This window comes from Paraburkholderia silvatlantica (genome assembly GCF_003096715.1).
GTDB classification, from domain to species: domain Bacteria; phylum Pseudomonadota; class Gammaproteobacteria; order Burkholderiales; family Burkholderiaceae; genus Paraburkholderia; species Paraburkholderia silvatlantica.
In genome coordinates, this window is sequence record NZ_QEOL01000029.1 from 1 (window position 1) to 25,219 (window position 25,219).

Below are 25,219 nucleotides of genomic sequence, written 5' to 3' on the forward strand. Positions count from 1 at the left end.
GCACGAGATGCAGCGCCGCGACGCGAAGCGGGGTCTCGCCTCGCTGTGCATCGGCGGCGGCATGGGCGTGGCGCTCGCGCTCGAGCGCGCTTGATCCCGCTTGATCCCGCTTGATCCCGCTTGATCCCGCTTTCAAGGCAGCAAGCAGAGCAGCAAGGAGGTATCAGGCGGATCGCCGCGCGTAAGCAGCGGCGATCCGCCTGCAGCAGCAACCACGCGCAATACTAGAAATTGACCAGAAGCCGCGCGGTATTCGCCTTGTCTTCGTCCTGGGTGGAAGGATGAAGCCGGGCAACAGTGCATGTGGCGCCGGCACGCGTAGCGCGCAACGCCACGGATTGAATGACGCTCAACTCTCGCGGATATATAGGATGACTAATCGTATTGCATTGGTGACAGGTGGTATGGGCGGCCTCGGCGAGGCCATCAGCGTGAAACTGCATGACGCGGGTTATCGCGTTGTCGTGACGCACTCGCCGGATAACGCGGGCGCCAGGGACTGGCTGGCGCGCATGAAGGAGACCGACCGCGAATTCCACGCCTACGGCATGGACGTGGCCGACTATGATTCGTGCCAGCGCGGCGCGAAGAAGATCCAGAGCGAGATCGGGCCCGTCGATATTCTCGTGAACAATGCGGGCATCACGCGCGACATGACGTTCCGCAAGCTCGACAAGGTCAATTGGGACGCCGTGCTGCGCACGAATCTCGACTCGATCTTCAACATTTCGAAGCCGCTGTGCGACAGCATGGTCGAGCGCGCGTGGGGCCGCATTATCAACATTTCGTCGGTGAACGGTTCGAAGGGTTCGGTCGGCCAGACCAACTACGCCGCGGCAAAAGCCGGCATGCACGGCTTCACGAAGTCGCTCGCGCTGGAAGTGGCGCGCAAGGGTGTGACCGTGAACACCATTTCGCCGGGCTACCTCGCCACGAAAATGGTGACCGCCATTCCTCAGGACATTCTCGACACGAAGATCCTCCCGCAGATTCCGATGGGCCGCCTCGGCAACCCCGGTGAGGTCGCGGCACTCGTGCTGTTCCTGTGCTCGGATGAAGCGGGCTTCGTGACGGGCGCAAATATTCCTATCAACGGCGGCCAGCATATGCAATAAGGCTATGCTAAACAGGTATCGCGCATGAATGATGTCAGGCGACTTTCGCCTGGGCGATGCGCGGCGCATGTGGCAGCGGTAATCCATACCGACCGCCGCATTGCGGGGGACGTGTAAAGCGCGCCCTGCAATGCGGCGGTTTTGCATGGTGCCGCCGGTTTGCGGGGCACGAACGCGGTGAAGCGTGCCGCTATAATTGGCCACCCAACGCGTGACCGGAGACTGGCCTTTGTCGAGCATTGCGAAACTGCTGTCCATCCTCGAACTCTTTTCCGAGGCGCGGCCTTTTCTTTCCGCCGAACAGGTGGCGGCCGAACTGCAGTGCTCGGTGCCGACCGCCTACCGCTATCTGCGCGAACTCGTCGATACGGGCATGCTGCTGCGCTTCGCAGGCGGCGAATACGGCCTCGGCCCGCGCATCATCACGCTCGACTACCATCTGCGCATTTCCGATCCTCTGTTGAAAGCGGGGCAGCCGGTCATGCGCGAACTCGCGGAACAATCGGGCTTCGATGCCGTCATGTCGCGCTGGTACGGCAATGAACTCGTCGATACGCATCGTGAATCGCACGACGCCGCATTCGACCTGCGCTATGGACGCGGCCGTCCGCGGCCGCTCTTTCTTGGCGCCGCGCCCAAGGCGATCCTCTCGACGTTTCCCAAGGCGAAGCTCGCCGCGCTGTTCGAGCAGTACCCCGAGGACATCGCGGCCAGCGGACTCGGCACCACGCTCGAAGAATTTCGCGCGAGCCTGCTCAAGATCCGCCGCGCCGGCTTCTATTTCTCGAAGGGCGAACTCGAAGCGGGCATGTCCGCCGTCGCCTCGCCGCTCTTCACCGACGCGTCGGGTGAAGCCGTGGCCGCGCTCGCGCTCGTCGTGCCCGAGCAGCGCCTCGCATTCTTCAACCTCGATCGCGTGGTCGAGGCCGTGAAGGAAGCCGCTGCGCGCATTTCCACGCGTGTGCGTGCATTGATCGAGTCATAAAACGGCGGGGCCGCGTCACGCTACGCCCATGCGCGCTGCCATCTCCCTCTCCCACACCGCGCGTGGCCGGAAGCCCGGCAACGTGCTCGCATGGCGCTCGACCTCGGCCAGCAACGCGTCGTCGGGCAGCGTGAAGTCCACGGCGACGCGCATGGGCTGATCCACGTACCACGGCGTGTCGATGAATATCTCCAGCCGGTTGCCCTCCGGATCGCGCGCGTAGAACGAGATCGCATTGCCGTGCGTGACCGGAACGATCTCCTCCACCCCTTCCTCCACGAAGCGCCGGTGAAAGTGCTTGAGCGTGGCGAGGCTGTCCGCCTCCAATGAAATCTGGTTGATCGGATTGAATGGCAACTGCTCGGGCCGGCCGCTCGCCAGCACGATCTGGTGATGCACACGAGGATCGCGGCTGAGAAAAACAAGGCTGACCGTGCCCTGCTGCGAAGGCAACGTGCCGCGGTCCGTCACCGTGAATTCGAGCACCCGCGTGTAGAAGTCTTCGAGCTTCGCCATGTCGCTCACGAAAAAGCCCATGTGGCTGAGCGTGAGGCCGGTTCGCTTCGTGGCCGGTTCGGTATTCGGCAGAGTCATGTTGTCTCCGGTGGTAGTGATAAACCCTGATGAGAATAAAGTTGTGCGACACGTTTTTCGTAGTGTATTCTCAAAATACGATAAATGCACAAATAAATACCCGGAAAGGTATCGGGGAAACTAAACTCTTTATCATCACTGGAGCATCATGAAACTCGCCAGCTTTTCCACCCATGAAGGTTCGTCGTTCGGCGTCGTGCGCGACGGCGCGGTGTTCGACCTCAAGAAGCGCCTGGGCGGCCGCCATGCCGACCTCAAGTCGTTGATCGCGGCCGGCGCATTCGCCGAAGCGCAACGCGCCGCGAGCGAAGGCAAGGGCGACTATCCGCTCGCCGAAGTCGCGCTCGAGCCCGTCATTGCGAATCCGCAGCAGATCTTCTGCGTGGGCCTGAACTATGCCGAGCACGTGAAGGAAACCAATCGCGAGATCACCGGGCAGCCCGTGATCTTCATGCGCCTGCCGGCTTCGCAGGTGGGCGCGGGCGAGCCGATGCTGCGTCCGCGAGAGTCTACGCAGTTCGATTATGAAGGCGAGATTGCCGTGATCGTTGGCGAGGGCGGGCGGCGTATCGCCGAGGCCGACGCATGGCGTCATATCGCGGGCTATAGCTGCTATAACGACGGCTCGGTGCGCGACTGGCAGCGTCACACGGGCCAATGGGGACCGGGCAAGAACTTCTACCATACGGGCGCGTTCGGCCCGTGGATGGTCACGAGCGACGAGATCGAGCCGAACGCGCTGATGACGCTCGTCACGCGTCTGAACGGGCAGGAAGTACAGCGCGCGACCACGCAGATGCTGATTCACGGCATTGCGAAGCAGATCGCGTATCTCTCCACCTTCACGCCGCTGTTCCCCGGCGACGTGATCGTGACCGGCACGCCCGGCGGCGTGGGCGCGAAGCGCAATCCGCCGCTTTTCATGAAGCACGGCGACGTGGTGGAAGTCGAGGTGGATCGCATCGGCACGCTCAGGAATCCCGTCGCGGACGAAGCGTAAGCCGCAGGACGCCGCCCGCGCTGCGCGCGGCGCAGTCATCCACGCCGTTGGCGATGTATCAGGTGAACAAGATGAAGGATGCTATAAATAATTCGGAATGCAGATCAACTCAGACGCCCGACTATGACGTCGCGATCGTCGGTTTCGGGCCGACGGGCGCGACGCTCGCCAATCTGCTCACGCTGCGCGGCCAGAAAGTCGTGGTGTTCGAGCGCGACAAGGACGTGTTCCAGCTGCCGCGCGCCGTGCACTTCGACGGCGAATGCATGCGCGTGTTTCAGGCTGCCGGGATCGCGCAGACCCTGCTGCCCAATCTCTTCGTCGGACCCGGCATGAAGTTCGTGAATGCACGCGGCGAGCTGATGATCGACTGGACCCGGCCCGGCGGCATCGGCCCGCAAGGCTGGTGCGCAAGCTACAAGTTTCATCAGCCGGATCTCGAACGGGCGTTGCGGGCGCAGCTGTCCGAGCGCGGTGGCGCCGACGTGCACCTGCGCCACGAGGTGTTCGCGCTCGACGAACGCGACAGCCATGTGCGCATCCGCTTCGAGGATACGGCGCAAGGGCGGCTTGCCCACACCACGGCGCGCTACGTGGTGGGTTGCGACGGCGCGCGCTCGACGGTGCGCCGCTTTATCGGCACCGAACTGGCCGATCTCAAATCGCACGAGCGCTGGGTCGTGGTGGACGCGCTGCTGCAGGGCGAGCGCGCCGATCTCGGCGACTATTCGATCCAGTACTGCGATCCCGCGCGGCCGATCACGTACACGCGCGGGCCGCACAACCGCCGCCGCTGGGAAATCATGGTGATGCCGGGCGACGACGAGCGCCGCATCGGCACGCCGGAATGGATCTGGGGGCGGCTCGCACGATGGATCACGCCCGGGCATGCGCAACTCGAACGTTCGGCGATCTACACGTTCCATTCGGTGATCGCGCAGGGCTGGCGGCGCGGCAGGCTGCTGATCGCGGGCGACGCCGCGCACCAGACGCCGCCGTTCATGGGGCAGGGCATGGCCGCGGGCATACGCGATGCCTCGAACCTCGCATGGAAGCTTGCCGACGTGATCGACGGCGCGCTGCCCGACACGCTGCTCGACACCTACGAGAGCGAGCGCGAGCCGCACGTGCGCACGTTCATCGAAACCGCGGTGCAGCTAGGCGGCGTGATCCAGGCCACCGACAGCGACGCGGTTGCTGCGCGCGACCGCGAGATGACGGCGGCGATTCGCGAATTTCGCACGCCCCAGCCGCGTCTCGGCCCGGGCTGGCACGCAGGTGCCGCTGGCGGCGATATCGGGCCGCAACCCGTGTTCGACGACGGCTCGCGCCTCGATGACGCCGTCGGCTATCGCTTCGCGCTGATCGTCGACGAAGCGCTTGCGCAATGCGCGCAGGACGCGCTGACTCACGCGGCACACCGCGAGCGCGTGGCGATCGTGCCGGCTGCGCGCGAGCAGCTTCGCGCCTGGCTCGAGGAAGCCGGTGCGCGGGCCGTGCTGCTGCGGCCCGACCGCTACATCGGCGGCGTCGCGCACGATATGGGCGAGCTCGCCGCGCTGCTCGCACGCGCAGGCGTTGCGTGTGCGCCGCAGCGGTGCGAAGCCGCTTGACCCGACGCCCGGGGTGGTCCTCAGTGAAACGCGGCTGCCCGGGCCGATGCTTTTGAAAAAGAGGCGCAGGACATAGATCCGCAAGCAGCAACTCGAGCGCCCCCAAGTCCATCAACAAGGAGAGCAAATGGAGACGACACCCTCCCTGCCGGCGACGCACGCCGCAGCGCCTGGCCTGACCCGCGCCCAATGGAAGATGATCCTCATTGCGAGTCTGGGCGGCTCGCTGGAATTCTATGACTTCGTGATCTACGGCTTCTTCGCGCATTCGATCGCCGCGCAATTCTTTCCGGCGAGCGACCCGCTCGTGAGCATGCTGCTCACGTTTTCGGTGCTCGCCATTGGCTATGTCATCCGTCCGCTCGGCGGCATCGTGCTCAGCAGCCTTGGCGACCGCATCGGGCGGCGGCCCGTGTTCGTGGGCTCGATCGTCGTCGTGACGATCGCGACGATCTGCATCGGCCTGTTGCCCAATTACGCGCGCTGGGGCATTGCCGCGCCCATTGCGCTGATCGGTCTGCGCGTGCTGCAAGGCTTCTGCGTGGGCGGCGAAATGCCAGGCGCGATCACCTACGCGGTGGAAGCGGCGCCGCGGCGCGCGGGCCTCGCAGCCGGCGTGATCGTCTGCGCGATCAATACCGGCGTGATGCTCGCGACGATCGTCAATCTCGTCGTGCAGGCCGCGCTTACTCCCGCCGACGCCGCAAGCTACGGCTGGCGCATCGCATTCTTCGTGGGCGGCCTGTGCGGGATCGTTTCGTATCTGCTGCGCCGCAATCTGGACGAGTCGCCTGAGTTCCGGCAAATGCAGGGCGCCGTGGCGAAGCAGCCGTTTCGCGAAACGCTGCGCCATCATCGCGGCGCGGTGGTGAGCGGCGCGCTTTCGATTGCGGTGATGGCGGGCTTCAACGGCGTGCTCTACGGCCACATGCCTGCGTATCTGATCGAGACGTTGCGATATGCGCCGCGCGAGGCGGCGCTCGCCCAGAATGCGTATCTGCTCGTCAGTTCGGCGGGGCTGCTCGCGGCGGCCTGGGCTGGCGACTTCGTGCCGCGCCGATACCTGCTGCGGCTGTCGTGCGTTCTGCTCGCCGCGCTTGCCTGGCCGTTCTATACGGCGCTCGCGGCGCATAGCGTGAACGTGGTCGTGCTGTTCGTGTTCGCCGCGCTGGTGTTCTCACTCGCGAGCGGCACATGGGCCGCGGTCCTCGCCGATCTCTTTCCGGTGCAGGTACGCTTTAGCGGCATCGCGCTCGCGTACAACGTTTCGGTCGTCGTATTCAGCGGATTTGCGCCGTTGCTCTGCGCGGCCTTCGTGCGCATGAGCGGGTCGCCGGCCGCGCCTGCATGGTACGTGATCGGCTCGGCGTTGGTTGCACTGGTGGCGAACCTCGGGCTGCACGCTTCGTCGCGCTCGCGGATGGAGCGTCCGGCGGCAGCGGCAGGTTAGGCTTTCGCGGAGCTCAAAGAAAGCCTTCCGGCGTTTCGAACTCCGAATCGTCGACCTCGATGTCGACCGAGCAGGCGCCCTCGACGGCGGGTGGCGTCTGTTGCGCCGCGAAGCGCTCGCGCACGCGCTCGCGAATGCGCTGCTGGATCATGCGCCGGCGCGCCGTGTCCAGCGCGGCGTAGCGATCGAGTTGTGCGCGCGAGAAGCGCAGCGTGGCGGCGCAGCGCGCGTCGAGCGTGGTGTCGCGGTGCGAGTCCACGACCCATGAAAGCTGGATGACGATCGTCTCACCCTCGTCGATGAGGCTGACCGCCGGCCGCTTGGGCGATTCGAAAATATTCGCGACAGCGATCTGGATTTCCTCCAGACGCTGGTCGAAATCGAAGGTGTTCATAGGGGCCCCCGTCTCGATGGCTGATTCCCGGAGACTTCGCAGCGCGCATCGGGCGTTCCAGCCGGGTTGGGCACGCCCGATGCGCTAGCTGGCAAGCGGCAGGCGAACGCGCAACTCGCGCAGACCGCCAGAAACTGGCACGACGCGTGCGCGCTCGCCCCGGCACGTTCATTCATCGAAGCCTGCAAGGAGAGAGCCATGTCCATGATCGTTGCAAGCCGCTTCACGACCCTGCACGAAGCGGAAGTGGCCGTCGACAAGCTGCGTTCGAACGGCTTCGTCGGCGAGGATATTGCCTCGTTCTTCGTGAACCCGAGCGGCCAGCACGCGCGGTATCCGGTGGGCGGCGACGAGTTCGTCGACCCGGGCGCGCGCGGCTCGTCGCTCGGCGCGGCCACGGGCGCGGCGGCGGGCGCGGTGATCGGCCTCGTGCTCGGCGTGCTGATCTCGTACGTCGTGTTCCACTCGCTGGTGGTGCTGGCGGTGGCCGCCGGCGTGGGAGCCTATGTGGGCACGCTCGGGGGCGCGCTCTGGCAGACGAAGGGCGGCGGCAAGGCGCGCCAGCCCGACCTCGGCCACGAGCCCGACGGCACGCCAAGGGCCCGCGAGTCCGGCGTGCTGGTGGCCGTGCATGTGAGCCCAGGCACCCAGCACGCGGCGGCACAGGTGCTGGGCGCGGCGGGCGGCATGGAGATCGAGCGCGCGGATGGACGCTGGCAGCAAGGTCATTGGGCCGACTTCGACCCGACCCGCAGCGTCGAGCCGCTGCGCGAATGAGGGGCGGCGCGTTGCGCCGACAAGGAGGACAGCATGAAGCATCACGAGAGCCCGGACGACGACGGCACGCACGTCAAGCGTCCGCAGCACGAAAGCAGTGAGCCGCTCGCGCGGCGTCACCCGCACGAGCCGCGCTCGGTGGGCCGCCAGGGGCATAGCGACGTGGAAAGCGGGCAGGAGGACACGGACCGCTGGGGCGGCGACGCGTACCAGGAGCGCACGAAGAACGACGCCCATGTGAACCGCAATTCGCGGGCGGGGCGTCGCTGAGTTCGCTCAGGCCAGGTGGCTGCCGCCGAACGCCGCGTATTACCTGGGCGTTACCTGGGCATTACCTGGGCGAAACGTCGATGTCGCCGAAGTATTTGTGCGCGAGCGATGTGACGGTGCCGTCGGACTCGATCTTCGCGATGGCCGCGTTCAGGCGCTCGCGCAAGGCCGTATCGCCCTTGCGGATGCCGAACGCCACGCCGCTGCCCAGAATCTTGTCGTCGCGCACGGCTTCGCCCACGAAGGCGAAGCCTTTGCCTTCTGGCTGCGAAAGAAAGCCCTTCTGGCCCGCTGGCGCGAGCACGAGCGTCGCGTCCAGACGGCCCGCGCCGAGGTCTGCGTAAATCTGGTTCTGGTCCTGGTAGGGCACCACGGTCACGCCGGCGGGCTCCCAGTGCACCTTTGCATAGGTCTCCTGAATCGACGACTGCAGCACGCCGACACGTTTGCCCTTGAGCGACGCAGCGGTGGCGACGAGCCCGCTGTCACTGCGCGCGATCAACCGGCTCGGCACGCGATAGATCACCGTGGTGAAATCGATGGCCTCGCGGCGCTTTTCGGTGGCGTTCATGGCCGAGTTGATGGCGTCGAACTTGCGGCCCTGGAGCGCGGAAATCAGGCCGTCGAACGAGGTTTCGATCCATTTGCAGGTCATGCCCGCCTTCGCGCACACGGCATTGCCGATGTCGATATCGAAGCCTTGCAGCGTGCCGTCCGCGGCTTTGGTTTCGAACGGCGGATACTGCGCCTCGACGCCGAAGCGCAACAGGTTCGCATCGGCGAATGCCGATGCCGGGCCGAGTACGCAGTACACGCACGCCAGCGCGAGGAGCGCGTTGAGTCGCTTCATGGTGATCTCCTTGCCTATCAGGTTCGTTGTGTTTCGAATGCGGTGCGCTAGATCGCGCAAAGGCGGCGTGCGCCTTCGAGCAATGTTTCGTCATCCTTGGCAAAGCTCAGGCGGATGATGCCTTCGTCGGTGCCGTCGGTATAGAACGCCGAGAGCGGAATGGTCGCCACGCGGGCGTCGCGAATGAGCCGCAGCACGAAATCGCTGTCGCGCTCGTCGGAAAAGGACCGGAAGCGCGCGAGCATGAAGAAGCTGCCTTCGCTTGGCAGCAGCTCGAATCGCGAGCCTTCCAGCGCGCGTGCGAGCAGGTCGCGCTTGTGCTGGTAGAACGCCGCGAGGCCAAGATAGCTCTGCCGCTCGGCAAGCGCCTGTGCGAACGCATACTGCATGGGCGTATCGGCGGAAAAGACCATGAACTGGTGGACCTTGCGGATCTCGTCCATCAGCGCGGCGGGGGCGAGGCAATAGCCCACGCGCCAGCCCGTGACGTGATACGACTTGCCGAACGACGAAACGATCACGCTGCGCTCGGCCAGCTCGCGATAGCGCGCCATGCTCCGGTGCGGCGCGCCGTCGAACACCACGTGCTCGTACACCTCGTCGGAGAGAATCACGATGTCGGTGCCGCGCGTGAGCGCCGCAAGCCGCGCGATGTCGTCCTCGCCAAAAATCGTGGCCGTGGGATTGTGCGGCGAGTTCACGATGATCATGCGTGTGCGCGGCGTGACGGCTGCGCTCACCGCGTCCCAGTCCACGCGAAAATGCGGCTGCGCGAGCTTGACCGCCACGGGCTTCGCGCCTTGCAGGCGCACGATGGGCGCATAGCTGTCGAACGACGGCTCGAAATAGATCACTTCGTCGCCGGGATGCACGAGTGCGCTGATCGTCGAGTACAGGCCTTCGCTCGCGCTCGCGAGCACGGTCACTTCGCTCGACGGGTCGTAGTGCGCGCCATGAAGCGTCTCGAACTTCGCGGCGAGTGCTTCGCGCAGGTCGGCGAGACCCGCCATCGGCGCGTACTGGTTGTGGCCTGCGCGCATGGCGGCGGCCACGTCATCCACGAGTTTCGCATTCGGGTCGAAATTCGGTGCGCCCTGCGAGAGATTCAGCGCCTGATGTTCGGCGGCAAGCTGGCCGATTACCGTGAAAATCGTCGTGCCTACATCGGGCAGCTTGGAGCGGGCCTGCGCGGCGCTCTGCATGGTTGGTCTCCCTTTGGACGGCGCGCGGCCGCATGGTGTGACAGATGCGAGGTTGCCGGAAGATCGGGCCTTGCGCTGAGCGCCCCATTACGCCGAAAGAGCGGCCCGCATGCAATCGATTAATTCTCATGCCCGCCATGCGCTGTCCTCATGGCGCTACGGCGTCGAGCGGTCATGGCCCATCCACTCGCTGAACAACTGCACCTTCTGCTGCTGGGCCACGCACTCGGGGTACACGAAATAGTAGCGGGAGCCCGTGGGAACGGCGAGGTCGAAGGGCATGACGAGACGGCGTGTCTCGACATCCTCGCGTACGAGCGTACGGTCGGTAATGGCCACGCCGAAACCCTGCATGGCGGCAGTGGCCGCAAGATCGAGCGATTCGAACGTGGGGCCGAGATCGGCATCGACCTTTTTCGCGCCCGCGCGCGCGAGCCACAGGCGCCAGTCGGCGTGGTCGCGCGTGGGATGCAGCAGGGTGTGATGGGCGAGGTCGTCGGGCGTGACGAGCGGGCGGCGCGAGAGCACCTCGGGCGTGCAGGCGGGCGTGAGGTATTCGTCGAAGAGCGGTACCGCATGCACGTCGGCGCCGGGCGACGAGCCGTAGATGATCGCCGCGTCGAAAGGCTCCGCCTGGAAGTCGACTTCGTGTCCCCACGTGGTCGTGATCTGGATCTGCAGGTCGGGGTGCTCGTTCTGGAAGCGCATGATGCGCGGCAGCATCCAGCGCATTACGCAGGTCGGGACCTTGAGCGCAAGCTCGGTGCGCTGGCGCGTGAGGCGCTGCGAGGCTTCCTCGATGCGCCCGAAGCCGTCGCGCACGGCGGGCAGCAGCTGCTCGCCTTCGGCGGTGAGCGTGAGACCTTTGGACGAGCGGCGAAAGAGCGGCAGGCCGTAGTACTGCTCGAGGGCGAGGACTTGCCGGCTGACCGCGCCTTGTGTGAGGCAAAGGTGCTCGGCCGCCCGCGTAAAGCTGGCGTAGCGGGCGACCGTTTCGAAAATCTGCAGGGCGTTGAGCGGCGGGAGGCGTCTCATGGCGGTCGTTGGGCGGCCGGGCGAGTGCGCCCACCCGGCGGGAATCGAGCCGCTATGATACGACGGCCGCCCGCTTCAATCGCTCGCGCGGCCTGCGCTTCGCGCCGTGCCTGCCGCGCATGCCGTACGTCCAGTCATCGACGTCGGGGCATGCGGCGCGATCCGCAGGCGCGAAACCGCCATCCGGTTGCGGACGCAACGAATCGAAATGCGCCCAGGAGGCTGGCGGGGAACGGCGGCACGACGACGAGCGTGTCGTCGTCATGCGCGGAGGACGCGGCGCGGGCATGCAGTGTCGAGCGCGAGCAGGCGCCGGCGTCGCGCAGGAGGCCGGTTCCGCGAAACCGTATTCGCGTTCGTGGAGCGTTCGCGCGAGGACCGCTGAGGCTTTCAAATATTTTCGTTGCGCCCCTTGCGGATCGCTCCGGCCTGCCGTTAACCCGTATGCCTCGATACGGGCGCCTGGCGCAATCACAAGAGCAAAACGAATAGACAGTGGCAACGAGAATCATCGAAGGAGCGGCAGTGCGGGCCGCCGCCGGGCGCGAGGCGCCCATCACGGGCCGCCCGGCGGCGGTGCGCCTGCTCATCAAGCTGCGCGAGCACAAGGCGCGGGCCGTGCTGCTGGCCGTCGCGGCGGGCTGTGTCGTCGCGTTCGCGTCGTGGCTGGACGACCAGCTGCGGCCCGCGCTCGAAGCGCGCGAACGCAACGAACTGAACGAGGAAGCGGCCGAGGAGATGCGCGCGGCCGTTGCGCCCTGCGTGCCCGGCGCCGGGCACAGCCATACTTCGTGGTGCGGCGCCGTGAGGATTGTGCCGCCACCGCCAGGACCCGTCGCGCCGCTTCCTCTCATCGCGGGTGCGCCCGCGGCGTTCTGCGCGGCCAACGGCAGCCCGTCCTGCTGACGTCCTTTTCAAGCGTTGCCGGGCAGTGCCGGCACCGGTAGGGGCCGTGCACTGCGAAGTGCCGTTGACCCATGCTGCGAGCGAGATCGTGCGCGCTGCCGCGGCGCAGCGATCAGGGCCAGATCCATACTGCCGCTTTCGAACTGTGCCTGCAGGCGCGCGTGCTGCGCCGGCGCGATCGCGGCGCGCGTAACGTTGCGTTCGTCGAGCAGGACGCCGGGCAGCCGCAAGAGCTTCAAATCCGGCATTCTGGTATCAATACGGTGTATGAGAAATATGTTCCGCGATTGGACTTATTCCGGCACTGTCCGCATGACTTCTCGTGTCCACCGCACCTAAACCGACAGCATCGAAAGGTAACGAACATGAACGAGATTTTCTGGCTGGATGACGACTTGCCCGGCACGACCGTTAACTTTTACTCCAACGAAGGGATCGTGGCGGGCCTCTCCACGGCCGACGTCTGGCCGCTGCCTGGCGTGTGCGCGCTCACGCAGGAATCGCAGAAGGGCAGACCGGTTGTGACGCGCCCGAAAACACGCCCGAATCCGATGATCGACGGGTGCCAGGATTGGCTCGACGGCCTCGCTGACTCCGCGCGTAAGGCGCGGGGAGCACGGCAATGAAGGCCGCCGTGGTGCGTGCGCCGGGCGGGCTCGACCGGATCGAACTGCGCGATATCGCCGAGCCCGGCGCGCCCGGCGTCGGCGAGATCCGCGTGGAGCTTCACGCCACGTCGCTCAATTTTCACGACCTGCTGGTGGCCAACGGCGCGATCCCCACGGCGGATGGGCGCGTGCTGATGGCCGATGGGGCGGGCGTGGTGTCGGCGGTCGGGACGGGCGTGACGGAATTCAAGCGCGGCGACCACGTCGTGTCGTGCTTCTTCCCGCAATGGGCGGACGGCCTGCCGTGGCAGGCCGTGGGCAACTTCGCGCAGACGCCCGGCGACGGCGTGGACGGCTTCGCGACCTTGCACGCCGTGCGGCCCGCGAGCGCCTTCACGCTCGCGCCGCGCGGCTGGACCTACGCCGAGGCGGCCACGATCACGACAGCGGGGCTCACGGCATGGCGCGCACTCGTGGCCGACGGCGGCCTCAAGGCCGGCGACACCGTGCTGACGCTCGGCACCGGCGGCGTGTCGATCGCGGCGCTGCAGATCGCGCGGATGATGGGCGCTTCGGTCATCGTCACGTCATCGTCGGACGAGAAGCTGGCGCGGGCGAAAGCGCTGGGCGCGGATCAGGTGGTCAACTACCGGCAACACGAAAAGTGGGGTGCGCTCGTGCGCGACATGACGGGCGGTAAGGGCGTGGATCACGTGATCGAAGTCGGCGGCCCCGGCACGCTCGCCCAGTCGATCGACGCGGTGCGCGTGGGCGGCCACATCGCGCTGATCGGCGTGTTGACCGGACGCGAAGGCACCGTGCCGACCTCCGCGCTCATGGCGAAGCAGGCGCGCCTGCAGGGCTTGATCGTGGGCAGTCGGCGCCAGCAGCAAGACTACGTCGCGGCGCTCGACCAGGCAGGCATTCGTCCCGTGCTCGACCGGACGTTCGGACTGGACGAACTGGCCGACGCGTTTCGTCATCAGCAGGCCGGGGCGCATTTCGGCAAGGTCTGCGCGGCCTGGTGAGGCCAACGCGGCGCCGATGTGGCGCCGATGTGGCGCGCGTAGGCGGTCGTCGTGAAAATTGCTTTGCATGGCGAAATAATGAAAAGCGCCATGCGAAGCACAATGTTTCCGTTCTTTACAACGCATCACGAAGTGATATAAATAGACAGCACACGGAAAAAACGCGAACGCATCGGCCTGCCGATCAGCAACAACGAGAGCCGGGTACGTTCCATGCTCAGGAGCCCCACCATGCCGCTTTCCCGTCGTCGCTTCATGATCCTTGCCGCCTCCGTGGCTTCCACGGCGGCGCTTTCCAGCGAATCGCGCGCCGACGCGCCGGTGCTCTCCGAGAGCGATCCGACCGCCATGGCGCTCGGCTATAAAACCGACGCGGGCAAAGTCGACAAGACCAAATTCCCGCGCTTCCAGACAGGACAGACCTGCGCGAACTGCCAGCTGTTTCAGGGCAAGCCGGGCGCGCCGAACGGCCCGTGCGCAACCTATGGCGGCAAGATCGTCGACGCCAAAGGCTGGTGCAATGCCTACGTGAAGAAGGCCTGAGCCATGCCCCCGCGAGGGGTATGCTACAAGCCATCGGGCAATGAGTTTCGGGAGGCGCAATGAAGGCGGTGTGCCCGCTGCACGGGCCTACGACCATCGTCGGTACGAACGCGTACGGGTTTCCGGTGTATGCGTGTTGCCGCGACGACATTCCCTTTGTCATGCCTCCGGACGCCTGTACGCGCGAGCCGGTGCGCTCCGCAGACGAGCCGGCGCCGAAACCCCGGCAACCTCCGGCAGACAAGGAACCACGCTGACGAACCGATCGCCGCATCCAGCGGGCGATTGAGCGGATCGCTCGCCCACGCGTCAGTCACGCGTAATGGCGGCCTCGAGCAGACAGCCGAATTCCGACGCGAATTCGACCGAGACGCGTGCATGCACGGCGCCTTGTTTGTCGAAGAATCGCTGGGTTCCGTCGAGCGTGAACACGCCTTCATGCCAGATGTTGGGGTGGATATAGAGACCCTGCCGTCCGTCGAAGCGGAAGCACACGAACTTCTCCGGCGTAATGTCGTCCCCCGGCAATGCCAGCGGAACATGGAACGGGCGACGATCGAGCGGAAAGAACAGCTGCCCGCCGTCGGGGTGATAGTTCGCATGCCATATCAACATGCGTTCCGGTACGGTAGCGCTGTCTTCGCGTGCGTCGTCCGGCTCCCTTGCGTACGCGAGAACATAGTTGCCGCCTACCGCTTCGTTTCGCCCGTAAAGAATGTCGCCGCGCCATTCGCTCACAAACGTGCCTTCGGTCGTGCCCGCTTCGTCGCCGGTTCCCGGGTCGATCGGTCTTGACCCCGCTGCGGGCCACTGGACGATTTCCACCTGGCATGCGTGCGGGTCGTCCACCAGCATGCCATAGCCGTTCAGCGTCGCCGAAGTCGCGTCGACCACGGGCATCGCCACGCGCCGCAGGTTTCGCGGGAGGGCGGGATTGAGGTAATCGATCTCTTTGCTCATTACGAATCTCACCAGGCGTCGAACGGGCGGGTCGCCGGAACCGCAACGGCACCGAGCTTAGAGCGCGTACCCGGTGGCGGTCAAATGATTCATGGTGCGGCGGCGCGATTCGCGCGCCGTCGTGCTGAGCGGTACGGTTCGCACGGGCGACCAGATTCGCCAGGCGGAAGAGGTGACGCGTTCGGTGCAGGGCGTGACTTCGGTGACGAACAAGCTGACGCTCTTTCACGGCGGGAACGGCTGAAAGCACCGCGTTGGCATTCGCGCGCTGATTGCCCGGGATGCAGTCGGCGTTTCCCGAAGCGGCTCCCTCGACCCCGGCTTATCACGCGGCAACCCGGTGAGCAAAAAAAATGGCGCCGCGGGCCTTCGGCCTGCGGCGCCACTGTCCGGTGCTGCGGTGCGGATCTACAACCCAAATCCCGCGCCACGCTCCGGCATGACACTTACATCGTCACCGTGTCGGCCACTTCCTTGAAGTCGGCGATCCGGTCGAAGTTCATGTATTGGTAGATCTTGTCGCCGTTGGCGTTGATCACGCCGATGTCGGCCATGTACTCTTCCCTGGTCGGGATCCTGCCCAGACGCGAGCAGATCGCCGCCAGTTCCGCCGAGCCGAGGTACACGTTCGTGTTCTTGCCCAGACGGTTCGGGAAGTTGCGCGTCGAGGTCGACATGACCGTTGCGCCTTCGCGCACCTGTGCCTGGTTACCCATGCACAGCGAGCAGCCCGGCATTTCGGTGCGCGCGCCAGCCGTGCCGAACACGCCGTAGTGGCCTTCTTCGGTCAACTGCTTCTGGTCCATTTTGGTCGGCGGCGCGACCCACAGCTTGACCGGAATGTCGCGCTTGCCTTCGAGCAGCTTCGACGCGGCACGGAAGTGACCGATGTTGGTCATGCACGAGCCGATGAACACTTCGTCGATCTTCGCACCGGCGACGTCCGACAGCGTCTTCACGTCGTCCGGATCGTTCGGGCAGGCCACGATCGGCTCATGCACGTCGGCCAGGTCGATTTCGATGACGGCGGCGTACTCGGCATCCGCATCCGGCTGCAGCAGTTGCGGGTCGGCCAGCCACGCTTCCATCGCCTTGATGCGGCGCTGCAGGGTGCGCGGGTCCTGGTAGCCCTGGGCGATCATCCACTTCAGCAGCGTGATGTTGCTGTTGAGGTATTCGATGATCGGTTCCTTGTTCAGATGCACCGTGCAACCGGCGGCCGAACGCTCTGCCGATGCATCCGAGAGTTCGAACGCTTGCTCGACCTTCAGATCGGGCAGGCCTTCGATTTCGAGAATGCGGCCCGAGAAGATGTTCTTCTTGCCTTGCTTGGCGACCGTCAGCGTGCCTTGCTTGATGGCGTAGAGCGGGATGGCGTTGACGAGGTCGCGCAGCGTGACGCCCGGCTGCATCTTGCCCTTGAAGCGCACGAGCACCGATTCCGGCATGTCCAGCGGCATCGTGCCGGTGGCGGCCGCGAAGGCGACGAGGCCCGAGCCTGCCGGGAAGCTGATGCCTACGGGGAAGCGCGTGTGCGAGTCGCCGCCGGTGCCGACGGTGTCCGGCAGCAGCATGCGGTTCAGCCACGAGTGGATCACGCCGTCGCCCGGACGCAGCGCAATACCGCCGCGCGTGCTGATGAAGTTCGGCAGCGTCTGGTGCGTCTTCACGTCCACCGGCTTCGGATACGCGGCGGTGTGGCAGAACGACTGCATGACGAGGTCGGCCGAGAAGCCGAGGCACGCGAGGTCCTTCAGTTCGTCGCGGGTCATCGGGCCCGTGGTGTCCTGCGAGCCGACCGAGGTCATCTTCGGTTCGCAGTACGTGCCCGGGCGCACGCCCTGGCCTTCCGGCAGACCGCAAGCGCGGCCGACCATCTTTTGCGCCAGCGAGAAACCCTTGCCGCTGTCGGCCGGCTGCTGCGGCAGGCGGAACAGCGTCGACGGCGCGAGGCCCAGCGCTTCACGCGCCTTGGCGGTCAGACCGCGGCCGATGATCAGCGGAATGCGGCCGCCGGCGCGCACTTCGTCGAACAGCACGTCGGACTTGACCTGGAATTCGGCAATGACTTCGCCGTTCTTGAGCGCCTTGCCTTCGTACGGACGCAGTTCGACCACGTCGCCCATTTCCATCTTCGAGACGTCGAGTTCGATCGGCAGGGCGCCGGCGTCTTCCATCGTGTTGTAGAAGATCGGGGCGATCTTGCCGCCCAGGCACACGCCGCCGAAGCGCTTGTTCGGGATGTAGGGGATGTCTTCGCCCGTGAACCACAGCACCGAGTTGGTGGCCGACTTGCGCGAGGAGCCGGTGCCGACCACGTCGCCCACGTAGGCGACCAGGTGGCCCTTTTCCTTCAGCGATTCGATGAACTTGACCGGGCCGCGCTTGCCGTCTTCTTCCGGCGTGATGCCGGGACGGGCGTTCTTCAGCATCGCCAGCGCGTGCATCGGGATGTCGGGGCGCGTGGTCGCGTCCGGGGCCGGCGAGAGGTCGTCGGTATTGGTTTCGCCCGTCACCTTGAACACGGTGATGGTCAGGCTTTGCGGCACTTCCGGACGGCTCGTGAACCATTCGGCGTCGGCCCAGCTTTGCAGCACGGCCCGGGCGTTGGCGTTGCCGTTGTCGGCCAGTTCCTTGACGTCGTGGAACTGGTCGAACATCAGCAGGGTTTTCTTCAGCGCGTCGGCAGCCACGGTGCCCACTTCGGCGTCGGACAGCAGTTCGATCAGCGGGGCGATGTTGTAGCCGCCCAGCATCGTGCCGAGCAGCTCGGTCGCGCGAGCGCGCGAGATCAGCGCGCAGGCGGTTTCGCCCTTGGCCACGGCAGCGAGGAAGCCGGCCTTCACGCGGGCGGCTTCGTCGACGCCTGCGGGCACACGGTTCGTGATCAGGTCGACCAGCATTTGCTCGACGCCCGCGGGCGGGTTGGTCAGCAGTTCCACCAGTTCGGCGGTCTGCTGAGCCGTGAGGGGCAGGGGGGGAATGCCGAGCGCGGCGCGTGCGGCTACGTGAGCGCGATAGTTTTCAAGCATTGGGGAACCTACTGGTATTGCGTTTGAAGGCGAAGGCTTTTCGGGCACTCCGAGGCTTTTCCAGATACTGCTTTGAGCGGGATTTTAAGCGCAATACGATATAACGTCAAATGTCTTATGTCTTATATAAGAGTTGACTGCGACGCCGATGCCGGCGTGGAAAAGCCTGCGATTTTCCCTCAGGGTTTGCGGCCAAACGCTTCCCGCAGCTTTCCTTTTGCTTTCGCGAGCGTGTCGCGCCGCGATTTGGGCAGGTTTCTGCCCGCGCGGTTGATGTAGAAGTTCAGCATCGACATGGCCGACTGGAATGGCGTGCCCTTGCGCCGCCGGCTGTGCAGCGACGACTCCTTGAGCGCGCGGGCGATTGCTTCGGCGCTGCCGGACCTGAATACGCCGGCCTCGATGTCCATGGCGTCGCTCGTTTCGTTCACGTGTTTCGACCATTTGTTCGTGGCGCCGCTCGCCGCGCTTTTCCTTTGAGCTTTGGCGACGCGCGCATGGGCATGACGCTGCCGCGCGGGGCGGCCGCCCTTGCGTCGCGTAGAAGGATGCTGGCTCGTGTTCATGACTTCTCCCATCAGACGATTCACTCGCTGCGCAAATGCAGTACCGGCTGCGCAATGCGGCGATGTCCGGCACGCCCTATGCGGCCACGCGGTGTATACGCACGCGGAGAGGGCGCGTCGAACCGGCAAGGGAGGCAGACGATCATGAAGTCAACGCCACGCTATGAAGTGAATGTCTGCGGCGGCAATTTCCAGCATGTCCGGGAATGCTTTCGCGAATGGAAGAATGAAACGCTTATCTATCGCAAGGACCAGAAGATGTTTGAGGGACGCAACGAGGTGCGTCCGCTGGAAAAGCGCGAGTACGACAACACGGAACAGGCGCGCAAGGCGCTGCAAAACGCCTGCAGCCCGCACGACCGCTATGCGCTGGCTGCTGAAGTGAGCAACGGCGAGCGCGACATGTGGATCGTGATGGCGGCCTATCGGGAATGAAGGGGGAATGAATGGCGGGCGCAGAACTGGCGCAAGAGCGAGTTGGCGCAATCGTGAAGATCGGACCGACGGGAACGGGTAGAAGAATTACAAGCGTGGCGAGCGGAATTGCAATTGCCGCGCACAAGGGAGGGATCGGATGAAAAGCACAGGAAAATCGGCTGCCAATCCGGGCAGGCGGCGCGCCCACTCGTGGCTGCGTTGGTGGCTGCCCGGCGTGGCCGCGCTGGCGCTCGGCTGTGCGGCCTGCAAGCGTGCGGACGAAGGTGCTCGCCCGCAAACCACGGACGCTTCGACGAGCCAGATGTCGGCGCCAGCCGGCGCGCAAATGGCGCCGGCGAGTGGTCCGAAACCGTGAACAGGATGCCTGGCATCCGTGCTTTCAAGGAGCCGAGTATGGGTCTTTCGACACAAAACCCCACGCCGGACGAGTCCGGCGAAACCGGCCACGAACTCGCCTCCGGCAAGCAACCGGCGCAGGAGAAACCCGCACGGGGTGCGCCGGGCAGCTTCGATCAGCCGGCGTCGCGGCCTGAGGTCATGCCGCGCGAGGGCGGCCCGCATCCGGAGCAGACCGCGGAGGTGCCGCTCGGCCATCACGGCCGGGCGGAGCCGCCGGGGTCGTTCGGGCACAACAGTGCGCCCGTGAAAAGGAAGGGCGGCTAGTCGTGCGAAATACCCCGGCGCGCGCTTTACGCGTCTTCGTAGACGCGCACTTCCGGGGCGTCGTCCAGCAGCGGCGCGAGTTTGCCGCGCCTGACGGCGTTTCGCGACTGGCTGAGAAGCGAGGTGCGGGAAGAGGGGAGGCGTCCGGCGCGAAAACCCCGTTAAGGCGCGAGCATCCACGCCGTGATGCCGTGCACGACTTCGCTTTCGATGCCGTTGAAGCCGTGATAGGCGAGCGCCCCGCACGGGTCGCCCCGCGAGGTGCCGCCGGAGACGAGCATCAGCCTCGTTCTCGGCGATTGCGTGAGCTTTTGCATGAGTGTGTCTGTCTCCGATACCGGACACAGCTTGCAGGCGTCGTCCTTGTTGTGCACTACGAGCACGGGGATCCTGAGCGCGGAGAGGTTCATGCCCGTGACCGGGTCGCCGCCGCGGTTTTCGCGCAGGATCGTCGAGGTGAGCACGATGCCGTCCGGGCCCGAGCCGGGGTTCGCGCCGGGGTTCGCGAGCGCAATGGCAATGGCCGCAACCGACTGCGTGCCGCGGCTCGTGCCCACGAGCCATACCGGCACGTGTAGTTGTTCGCGCAACCATGCGATCACGGCGCGGGCGTCCCCGGCGTGTTCGGGCGTGTGGCGAAAGCCGTCGAGGTAGGGCGGAGATTGCCGGTCGCTCGGCGCGTCGACGACCGCCACGGCAACGCCGTCGTCCACGAACAGCATGCGGCTTCGCACGAGAAAATTATTGGCGCCCCAGCCGAAGTTTCCCTGCGGGTCCAGTTGCAGGCCGCCGTGGCCGCCGGCGTAAAGAATCGCGGCCGCCTTTGGCGCTGCGGGCGCAATGAAGAGAAAACGCTGGGTGACGCCGGGACGGGCAGGAATGTCGACGACCTTGGGCGCGCTTTGCGCGTGGGCCAGCAAGGACGACGCTGCGAGCACGAACGCCAATGTCAATGCCGCCGCCAGCGGCGCGGCGCGCCGCCGGTGCGAAGCCAAGCGAGCGCTCATGGCCGCGTGACGAGGCTCAGCGCCCTGCGAGCATGCGCCCGCCGAGCCCGATCAGCACGACGCCCACCACCGAGTCGAGCGCGGCTTTGCGCCGGACGAGGAACTGGCGCACGGTGGGATGTGAGGCGAGCAGGGCCATCGAGCAATACCAGACGCACGAGATGAGGATCGCAATCACGACGACTGCCACTTCGAGCCAGCGCGGCGCGGCGGCGGGCACCATCAACGCGAAGATGCTGCCGTAGAACGCAATGGCCTTGGGATTCGTCATGCTGACGACGTAGCCCTTTTTCGCGGCGGCCCAGCCCGATGCGCCCGCCTGCGCCGCAACCTGCAGGGGCTGTCGCGCGGCAAGGAGCATCTTCGCGCCGAGCCAGATCAGATAGCCTGCGCCCGCGATTCGCAGCCCAGTGCCGATCCAGGCCACGTGGGAGACGATCAGGCTCACGCCCGCGATGGCTATCCATGCCCACGTGCCGGAGGCGGCCGCGAGGCCGAGGCCAGTCGCCAGGCCCGCGCGCCGCGAGGCGACGGCCGTGGAGGTGACGATGACGAAGTTCGGTCCGGGGCTGGCGACGCTCAGCAGCAGGACGCCCGAAAGCGCGAGCAGGACGTTGAAATAGTTCACGATGGCAGGTTCCGCGGCAGGTTCGATGCGCCCTCAATCGACGCATCGTGGATGCCTGGCATGATACTCCGGGCGATGCGCGACGAGCGCATCCTGCGCCGCGGCCAGTCGTACGCTGGGGCGCTTAAAGTATCGTCTTATATGGCTTGTGGCCGGCTTGCGCAGGTTGGCTTACAACGTGCGAAAGTCAGCACCATCTCAAACCCACTGAACGGAGTCACCGCGATGACCACCTCCACTGCCGCACGCCGCGCCGCTTTCCGCGCCAAAGTCAACGAACGCCGCGGCCTGCTCGTGCCAGGCGCCTTCAACGCCATGAGCGCCCGCGTGATCGAGGACGCCGGCTTCGAAGCGCTCTACCTCACGGGCGCGGGCGTCACCAACATGTCCTTCGGCCTGCCCGATCTCGGTTTCATCGGTTTGAGCGACATTGCCGAGCACACGGCGCGCGTGCGCGACGCGGTCAACCTGCCGCTCATCGTCGACGCCGACACGGGCTTCGGCAATGCGCTCAACGTGCGCCAGACCGTGCGCACGCTCGAGCGCAGCGGCGCCGACGCGATCCAGTTCGAAGACCAGGTGATGCCGAAGAAGTGCGGCCACTTCGCCAACAAGGAAGTGATTGGCGCGGGCGAGATGGTGGGCAAGATCCGCGCGGCGGTGGACGCGCGCGAAGACGGCAACCTGCTCATCATGGCGCGCACCGACGCGGCCGCCGTGCACGGCATCGAAGACGCGATCGCGCGCGGCCACGCGTTCATCGAGGCGGGCGCGGACATTCTCTTTATCGAAGCCACGGAAAAGCTCGAAGACATCGAACGCCTGCCCAGGCTCATCGACGCGCCGCAGCTCATCAACATCGTGATTGGCGGCAAGACGCCGGTGCAGTCGCGCGAAGCGCTGGCGGGCCTTGGCTACGCGCTGGTGCTGTACGCGAACGCGGCGCTGCAGGGTGCGGTGGTCGGCATGCAGCGCGCGCTTGGGCAGTTGCGCGCAAACGGCCGCCTGGACGAAGACGCGACGATCGTCGCGCCGTTCGCCGAGCGCCAGCGTCTCGTGAACAAGCCGCTCTTCGACCGGCTCGATAGCGAGTACGCGCCGAAGGACTGAACGACACCCCCCCGGCCACGGGCGCCCGGCAAGTTCCGTTTGATGCGAGTCAATCGGGGCGGCGTCTCACGAAGCGCTGCTCCGTGACTTTCGTGCCCCACTGGTCGCCTTCGAACGCTTGCGCGAGCTGGAAGCCGAACGACTCGTACAGATGCCGCGCGGCGTCGAGACCCTTGAAGGTCCACAGGTAAGTCTCGGCGTAGGACGCATCGACGAACTGCATTGCGTTCGTCATCAACTGCCTGCCGATGCCGGTGCCGCGCAGCGAGTCGTCCACGATGAACCAGCGCAGATGGGCGACGCCTGCGTTGCCGCTCTCGTTCCCGTCGATGGCAAGCGAAGCCAGTACGCGGTCGCGCTCCATCGCGAGCCAGAGCGCCTTGCCAGCGGCCGGCAAGGCACCGGCGAATTCGGCGAGTTCCGTCGCCACCTTCTTCTCGAAGTAAGCGCCGAAGCCCCAGTTCGCCGCATAGAACCGGGCGTGCAGGCTCGCAATGTCGCCAATGCAGCCGGGCCGGTAGCCCTCCACGATCTGCACCCCCGCCGCCGGCGCGGTCGCGCCGGTCTCGTTGGGGTTGTCGTGCGCGAGTGCGTCGGCGTAGAGCGCGAGCGAGCGCACGAGCGCCTGCTGGTCGGCGGGAACGAGCCTGCGCAGCGCGTTCGAAACCTGATCCGTGGCGAAGCGGTCGATCTTCGCGCGCAGCTTCTGGCCGGCCGCGCTCAGGGTCAGTTCGGCGGAGCGCGCGTCGTCGTCGTCGGTCTTGCGTTTGACGAGACCGGCCGCCTCGAGCCGCGCGACCTGCCGGCTCGTGTTCGACTTGTCGAGCCGCAGGATGTCGCCCAGCGCCCTCGCGTTGATGCCCGGCTGCGCGCCGATCTCGATGATGGCGTGCACGGCGGATGGGGCGAGATCGCTGTCGGCGAGCGTCGCGCGCATGAAGCCCAGCTCGCGCACGAGTCGTCGCGAGAACTCGCGCAGCTCGAGGATGGTCGTCTCGCGGGGCTGTGCGGGCACGTCGACAAAATCCATGATGGTCTCCGTTATGGTATTCCCTTCGAATGGTTGCGGGTCGCAACCATTCGAAGGGAATATAGGCGCGCCCGGCAGGGAACGCAAGCTCGCAGCGCAGTCGGGAAATTGCCGTTCGACCCTCGACTCGCTCGGGTTCGAGAGGAACGCCAATTGCGAGAAGGCAGAGCCTCCACGAACGCCGCGCGGCCATGCTTCAGGAACGCCTCAATCCGTTCAGAAACGCACCGAAAAAGAAGCCGCGCAAGCAGGCCGACGACCCCGGTCAGCGCGCGCTGGTGCTCGGCGCGCTCGGCGTGGTCTTCGGCGACATCGGCACGAGCCCGATCTACGCGCTGCGCGAAGCCGTCCAGACGGCGCATTCCACGGCGCCGCCCGTGGTGATGGGCGTGCTCTCCATGATCCTGTGGGCGGTGCTGATCGTCGTGGTGCTCAAGTACGCCTGCTTCGTCATGCGCGCAGACAACGAAGGCGAGGGCGGCATCGTCGCGCTCACAGCGCTCGCGCACCCGGCGCTCGCGTTTGGCGTGCTCGCCGCAGTGATCCTTGCGTTGACGGGCGCCGAGGCGCTCTACGCCGACATCGGCCACCTCGGCACGCGCTCCATTCGCATCGCGTTCTTTTGCGTCGTGCTGCCCGCGATCGTCGCGGGTTACTTCGGCCAGGCCGCGACCGTGCTGTTCGAGCCGGGCGGCGCCAGCCAGCCGTTCTTTCGCTCAGTGCCGCATTGGGCGCTCATTCCGGCGATCGGCATCGCCATGCTCGCCACCATCATTGCCTCACAGGCGGTGATCTCGGGCGCGTTTTCGATGACGAGCCAGGCCATCGAGCCAGGCTTCCTGCCGCGCATGCGCACGATCGAAACCTCGAGCACGCGGCGCGGGCAGATCTATGTTCCGACGGTCAACGCCGGATTGCTGGTGGCCGTGGTATTTCTCGTGCTGTTCTTTCTATCCGGGCAACGCACCCGGCATGACGCCGGCCGCGCTCGTGAGCAACGTGCGTCACAATCACGTCCTGCATCGTACGGTGATGGTGTTCGCCAACGTTTCGGAGTCCGCACCGCAGACGGACGATGAAACGCGCATCGAAGCTCGCGATCTCGGTGCGGGCTGCTGGGAGATCGTCGCGCATCACGGCTTTGTGGAGCGGCCCAATCTGCCGCATCTTTTGGCCGCGCTGCAGGGCCGGCTGGGCGACTGGCGTTTCGACCCGCAACAAACCACGTTCTACGTGCCGCGCGACGAGGTGCTGCGCGAGCACGCCCAGCAGGACGTGAGCCGCTGGCGCGCGCGGCTCTTCGCGTTCATGTCGTATCACTGTACTTCGAGCGCGGAGTACTACGGTCTGGCTCCCGCGCACCTGGTCGAGCCAGGCGTGCAGGTGGCGCTATGAGCATGACGTCGGCCAGCGCC

The 25,219-nt window shown here is 65.8% G+C and carries 31 protein-coding genes; 19 read left to right on the forward strand and 12 right to left on the reverse strand.

Annotation, left to right across the window (positions count from 1 at the left end; translation table 11 throughout):
• The 3 genes from C7411_RS30360 to C7411_RS30370 all read left to right on the forward strand — a co-directional run.
• A partial coding sequence (locus C7411_RS30360) for a hypothetical protein (RefSeq protein WP_133253724.1) occupies positions 1–94 on the forward strand: 94 nt, incomplete at its 5' end.
• 277 nt (positions 95–371) lie between these two features.
• Positions 372–1,115 (forward strand): acetoacetyl-CoA reductase, encoded by a 744-nt coding sequence (gene phbB, locus C7411_RS30365; RefSeq protein ID WP_110387675.1) that lies wholly within the window; start codon positions 372–374, stop codon positions 1,113–1,115.
• A gap of 229 nt (positions 1,116–1,344) precedes the next feature.
• A complete protein-coding gene (locus C7411_RS30370; RefSeq protein WP_110387676.1) occupies positions 1,345–2,100 on the forward strand; it encodes an IclR family transcriptional regulator in 756 nt (251 codons plus the stop codon).
• 15 nt (positions 2,101–2,115) lie between these two features.
• Here the strand turns inward: C7411_RS30370 and C7411_RS30375 are convergent, their stop codons facing one another.
• Entirely contained in the window at positions 2,116–2,694 is a 579-nt protein-coding gene (locus tag C7411_RS30375; RefSeq protein ID WP_110387677.1) for a VOC family protein, read from the reverse strand.
• A 148-nt stretch (positions 2,695–2,842) separates the two neighbouring features.
• Between C7411_RS30375 and C7411_RS30380 the strand changes: the two genes are divergently transcribed.
• The 3 genes from C7411_RS30380 (at position 2,843) to C7411_RS30390 (ending at position 6,757) form a co-directional block, all read left to right on the forward strand.
• The gene (locus C7411_RS30380; protein ID WP_110387678.1) at positions 2,843–3,694 is read left to right on the forward strand and encodes a fumarylacetoacetate hydrolase family protein; all 852 of its coding nucleotides are present in this window, start codon (positions 2,843–2,845) and stop codon (positions 3,692–3,694) included.
• A gap of 71 nt (positions 3,695–3,765) precedes the next feature.
• Positions 3,766–5,307, forward strand: coding sequence for a bifunctional 3-(3-hydroxy-phenyl)propionate/3-hydroxycinnamic acid hydroxylase MhpA (gene mhpA / locus C7411_RS30385; RefSeq protein WP_110387773.1), 1,542 nt, complete (start codon positions 3,766–3,768; stop codon positions 5,305–5,307).
• A 127-nt stretch (positions 5,308–5,434) separates the two neighbouring features.
• Positions 5,435–6,757, forward strand: coding sequence for an MFS transporter (locus tag C7411_RS30390; protein ID WP_243413400.1), 1,323 nt, complete (start codon positions 5,435–5,437; stop codon positions 6,755–6,757).
• A gap of 13 nt (positions 6,758–6,770) precedes the next feature.
• Here C7411_RS30390 and C7411_RS30395 read toward each other — a convergent pair whose 3' ends face one another.
• The gene (locus C7411_RS30395; RefSeq protein WP_110387679.1) at positions 6,771–7,151 is read right to left on the reverse strand and encodes a DUF3022 domain-containing protein; all 381 of its coding nucleotides are present in this window, start codon (positions 7,149–7,151) and stop codon (positions 6,771–6,773) included.
• 198 nt (positions 7,152–7,349) lie between these two features.
• Between C7411_RS30395 and C7411_RS30400 the strand changes: the two genes are divergently transcribed.
• Positions 7,350–7,928 (forward strand): hypothetical protein, encoded by a 579-nt coding sequence (locus C7411_RS30400; RefSeq protein ID WP_110387775.1) that lies wholly within the window; start codon positions 7,350–7,352, stop codon positions 7,926–7,928.
• A gap of 33 nt (positions 7,929–7,961) precedes the next feature.
• Positions 7,962–8,198: a hypothetical protein gene (locus tag C7411_RS30405; protein WP_110387680.1), complete on the forward strand. Its 237-nt coding sequence runs from the start codon at positions 7,962–7,964 to the stop codon at positions 8,196–8,198.
• Positions 8,199–8,259: 61 nt separating this feature from the next.
• On the opposite strand, the gene C7411_RS30410 is transcribed toward C7411_RS30405, so the two are convergent.
• From C7411_RS30410 to C7411_RS30420, 3 genes are all read right to left on the reverse strand, one after another.
• Positions 8,260–9,048, reverse strand: a complete 789-nt coding sequence (locus tag C7411_RS30410; RefSeq protein ID WP_110387681.1) for an ABC transporter substrate-binding protein — start codon at positions 9,046–9,048, stop codon at positions 8,260–8,262.
• Positions 9,049–9,095: 47 nt separating this feature from the next.
• Positions 9,096–10,250, reverse strand: a complete 1,155-nt coding sequence (locus C7411_RS30415) for a methionine aminotransferase (RefSeq protein WP_110387682.1) — start codon at positions 10,248–10,250, stop codon at positions 9,096–9,098.
• A gap of 156 nt (positions 10,251–10,406) precedes the next feature.
• The gene (locus tag C7411_RS30420; RefSeq protein ID WP_110387683.1) at positions 10,407–11,285 is read right to left on the reverse strand and encodes a LysR substrate-binding domain-containing protein; all 879 of its coding nucleotides are present in this window, start codon (positions 11,283–11,285) and stop codon (positions 10,407–10,409) included.
• 495 nt (positions 11,286–11,780) lie between these two features.
• Here C7411_RS30420 and C7411_RS30425 point away from each other — a divergent pair, with 495 nt between their 5' ends.
• Positions 11,781–12,191: a hypothetical protein gene (locus C7411_RS30425; RefSeq protein WP_110387684.1), complete on the forward strand. Its 411-nt coding sequence runs from the start codon at positions 11,781–11,783 to the stop codon at positions 12,189–12,191.
• A gap of 8 nt (positions 12,192–12,199) precedes the next feature.
• On the opposite strand, the gene C7411_RS30430 is transcribed toward C7411_RS30425, so the two are convergent.
• Positions 12,200–12,439, reverse strand: coding sequence for a hypothetical protein (locus C7411_RS30430; protein WP_110387685.1), 240 nt, complete (start codon positions 12,437–12,439; stop codon positions 12,200–12,202).
• A 117-nt stretch (positions 12,440–12,556) separates the two neighbouring features.
• On the opposite strand from C7411_RS30430, the gene C7411_RS30435 reads away from it, so the two are divergent.
• From C7411_RS30435 to C7411_RS30445, 3 genes are all read left to right on the forward strand, one after another.
• A complete protein-coding gene (locus C7411_RS30435) occupies positions 12,557–12,817 on the forward strand; it encodes a hypothetical protein (RefSeq protein WP_110387686.1) in 261 nt (86 codons plus the stop codon).
• Positions 12,814–13,827, forward strand: a complete 1,014-nt coding sequence (locus C7411_RS30440; protein WP_110387687.1) for a zinc-dependent alcohol dehydrogenase family protein — start codon at positions 12,814–12,816, stop codon at positions 13,825–13,827. Before C7411_RS30435 ends, C7411_RS30440 begins: the two co-directional genes overlap by 4 nt.
• Before the next feature lie 231 nt (positions 13,828–14,058).
• Positions 14,059–14,370 (forward strand): high-potential iron-sulfur protein, encoded by a 312-nt coding sequence (locus C7411_RS30445; protein ID WP_110387688.1) that lies wholly within the window; start codon positions 14,059–14,061, stop codon positions 14,368–14,370.
• Between the two features lie 309 nt (positions 14,371–14,679).
• Here C7411_RS30445 and C7411_RS30455 read toward each other — a convergent pair whose 3' ends face one another.
• Positions 14,680–15,330, reverse strand: coding sequence for an ureidoglycolate lyase (locus C7411_RS30455; RefSeq protein WP_110387689.1), 651 nt, complete (start codon positions 15,328–15,330; stop codon positions 14,680–14,682).
• A 91-nt stretch (positions 15,331–15,421) separates the two neighbouring features.
• Here C7411_RS30455 and C7411_RS30460 point away from each other — a divergent pair, with 91 nt between their 5' ends.
• On the forward strand, positions 15,422–15,574 hold the full coding sequence (locus tag C7411_RS30460; RefSeq protein ID WP_110387690.1) for a BON domain-containing protein: 153 nt from the start codon (positions 15,422–15,424) through the stop codon (positions 15,572–15,574).
• 202 nt (positions 15,575–15,776) lie between these two features.
• Here C7411_RS30460 and acnB read toward each other — a convergent pair whose 3' ends face one another.
• Positions 15,777–18,362, reverse strand: a complete 2,586-nt coding sequence (gene acnB, locus C7411_RS30465) for a bifunctional aconitate hydratase 2/2-methylisocitrate dehydratase (protein ID WP_110387691.1) — start codon at positions 18,360–18,362, stop codon at positions 15,777–15,779.
• Positions 18,363–18,541: 179 nt separating this feature from the next.
• A complete protein-coding gene (locus tag C7411_RS30470; RefSeq protein WP_110387692.1) occupies positions 18,542–18,940 on the reverse strand; it encodes a DUF3175 domain-containing protein in 399 nt (132 codons plus the stop codon).
• Between C7411_RS30470 and C7411_RS39065 the strand changes: the two genes are divergently transcribed.
• The 3 genes from C7411_RS39065 to C7411_RS30485 all read left to right on the forward strand — a co-directional run bounded on the left by C7411_RS39065 (position 18,860) and on the right by C7411_RS30485 (position 20,029).
• Positions 18,860–19,363, forward strand: coding sequence for a hypothetical protein (locus C7411_RS39065; protein WP_373682703.1), 504 nt, complete (start codon positions 18,860–18,862; stop codon positions 19,361–19,363). The two genes, C7411_RS30470 and C7411_RS39065, sit on opposite strands and share 81 nt — an antisense overlap.
• A 139-nt stretch (positions 19,364–19,502) precedes the next feature.
• The gene (locus tag C7411_RS30480) at positions 19,503–19,721 is read left to right on the forward strand and encodes a hypothetical protein (protein WP_110387693.1); all 219 of its coding nucleotides are present in this window, start codon (positions 19,503–19,505) and stop codon (positions 19,719–19,721) included.
• 38 nt (positions 19,722–19,759) lie between these two features.
• Complete coding sequence (locus tag C7411_RS30485; protein ID WP_110387694.1) at positions 19,760–20,029, forward strand: hypothetical protein; 270 nt, start codon at positions 19,760–19,762, stop codon at positions 20,027–20,029.
• A 161-nt stretch (positions 20,030–20,190) separates the two neighbouring features.
• Here the strand turns inward: C7411_RS30485 and C7411_RS30490 are convergent, their stop codons facing one another.
• Positions 20,191–21,036 carry an alpha/beta hydrolase gene (locus tag C7411_RS30490; protein ID WP_110387695.1) on the reverse strand — a complete coding sequence of 282 codons (846 nt, stop codon included), beginning with the start codon at positions 21,034–21,036 and terminating at the stop codon, positions 20,191–20,193.
• 16 nt (positions 21,037–21,052) lie between these two features.
• Positions 21,053–21,664 (reverse strand): LysE family translocator, encoded by a 612-nt coding sequence (locus tag C7411_RS30495; protein ID WP_373682698.1) that lies wholly within the window; start codon positions 21,662–21,664, stop codon positions 21,053–21,055.
• Between the two features lie 225 nt (positions 21,665–21,889).
• On the opposite strand from C7411_RS30495, the gene C7411_RS30500 reads away from it, so the two are divergent.
• Positions 21,890–22,774 (forward strand): isocitrate lyase/PEP mutase family protein, encoded by an 885-nt coding sequence (locus C7411_RS30500; protein ID WP_110387697.1) that lies wholly within the window; start codon positions 21,890–21,892, stop codon positions 22,772–22,774.
• A 49-nt stretch (positions 22,775–22,823) separates the two neighbouring features.
• On the opposite strand, the gene C7411_RS30505 is transcribed toward C7411_RS30500, so the two are convergent.
• A complete protein-coding gene (locus tag C7411_RS30505; protein WP_110387698.1) occupies positions 22,824–23,804 on the reverse strand; it encodes a bifunctional helix-turn-helix transcriptional regulator/GNAT family N-acetyltransferase in 981 nt (326 codons plus the stop codon).
• 191 nt (positions 23,805–23,995) lie between these two features.
• Here C7411_RS30505 and C7411_RS30510 point away from each other — a divergent pair, with 191 nt between their 5' ends.
• Positions 23,996–24,883 (forward strand): KUP/HAK/KT family potassium transporter, encoded by an 888-nt coding sequence (locus tag C7411_RS30510; RefSeq protein WP_243413401.1) that lies wholly within the window; start codon positions 23,996–23,998, stop codon positions 24,881–24,883.
• The gene (locus tag C7411_RS38470; RefSeq protein ID WP_341476967.1) at positions 24,777–25,199 is read left to right on the forward strand and encodes a KUP/HAK/KT family potassium transporter; all 423 of its coding nucleotides are present in this window, start codon (positions 24,777–24,779) and stop codon (positions 25,197–25,199) included. Before C7411_RS30510 ends, C7411_RS38470 begins: the two co-directional genes overlap by 107 nt.
• Positions 25,200–25,219 lie beyond the last annotated feature (20 nt).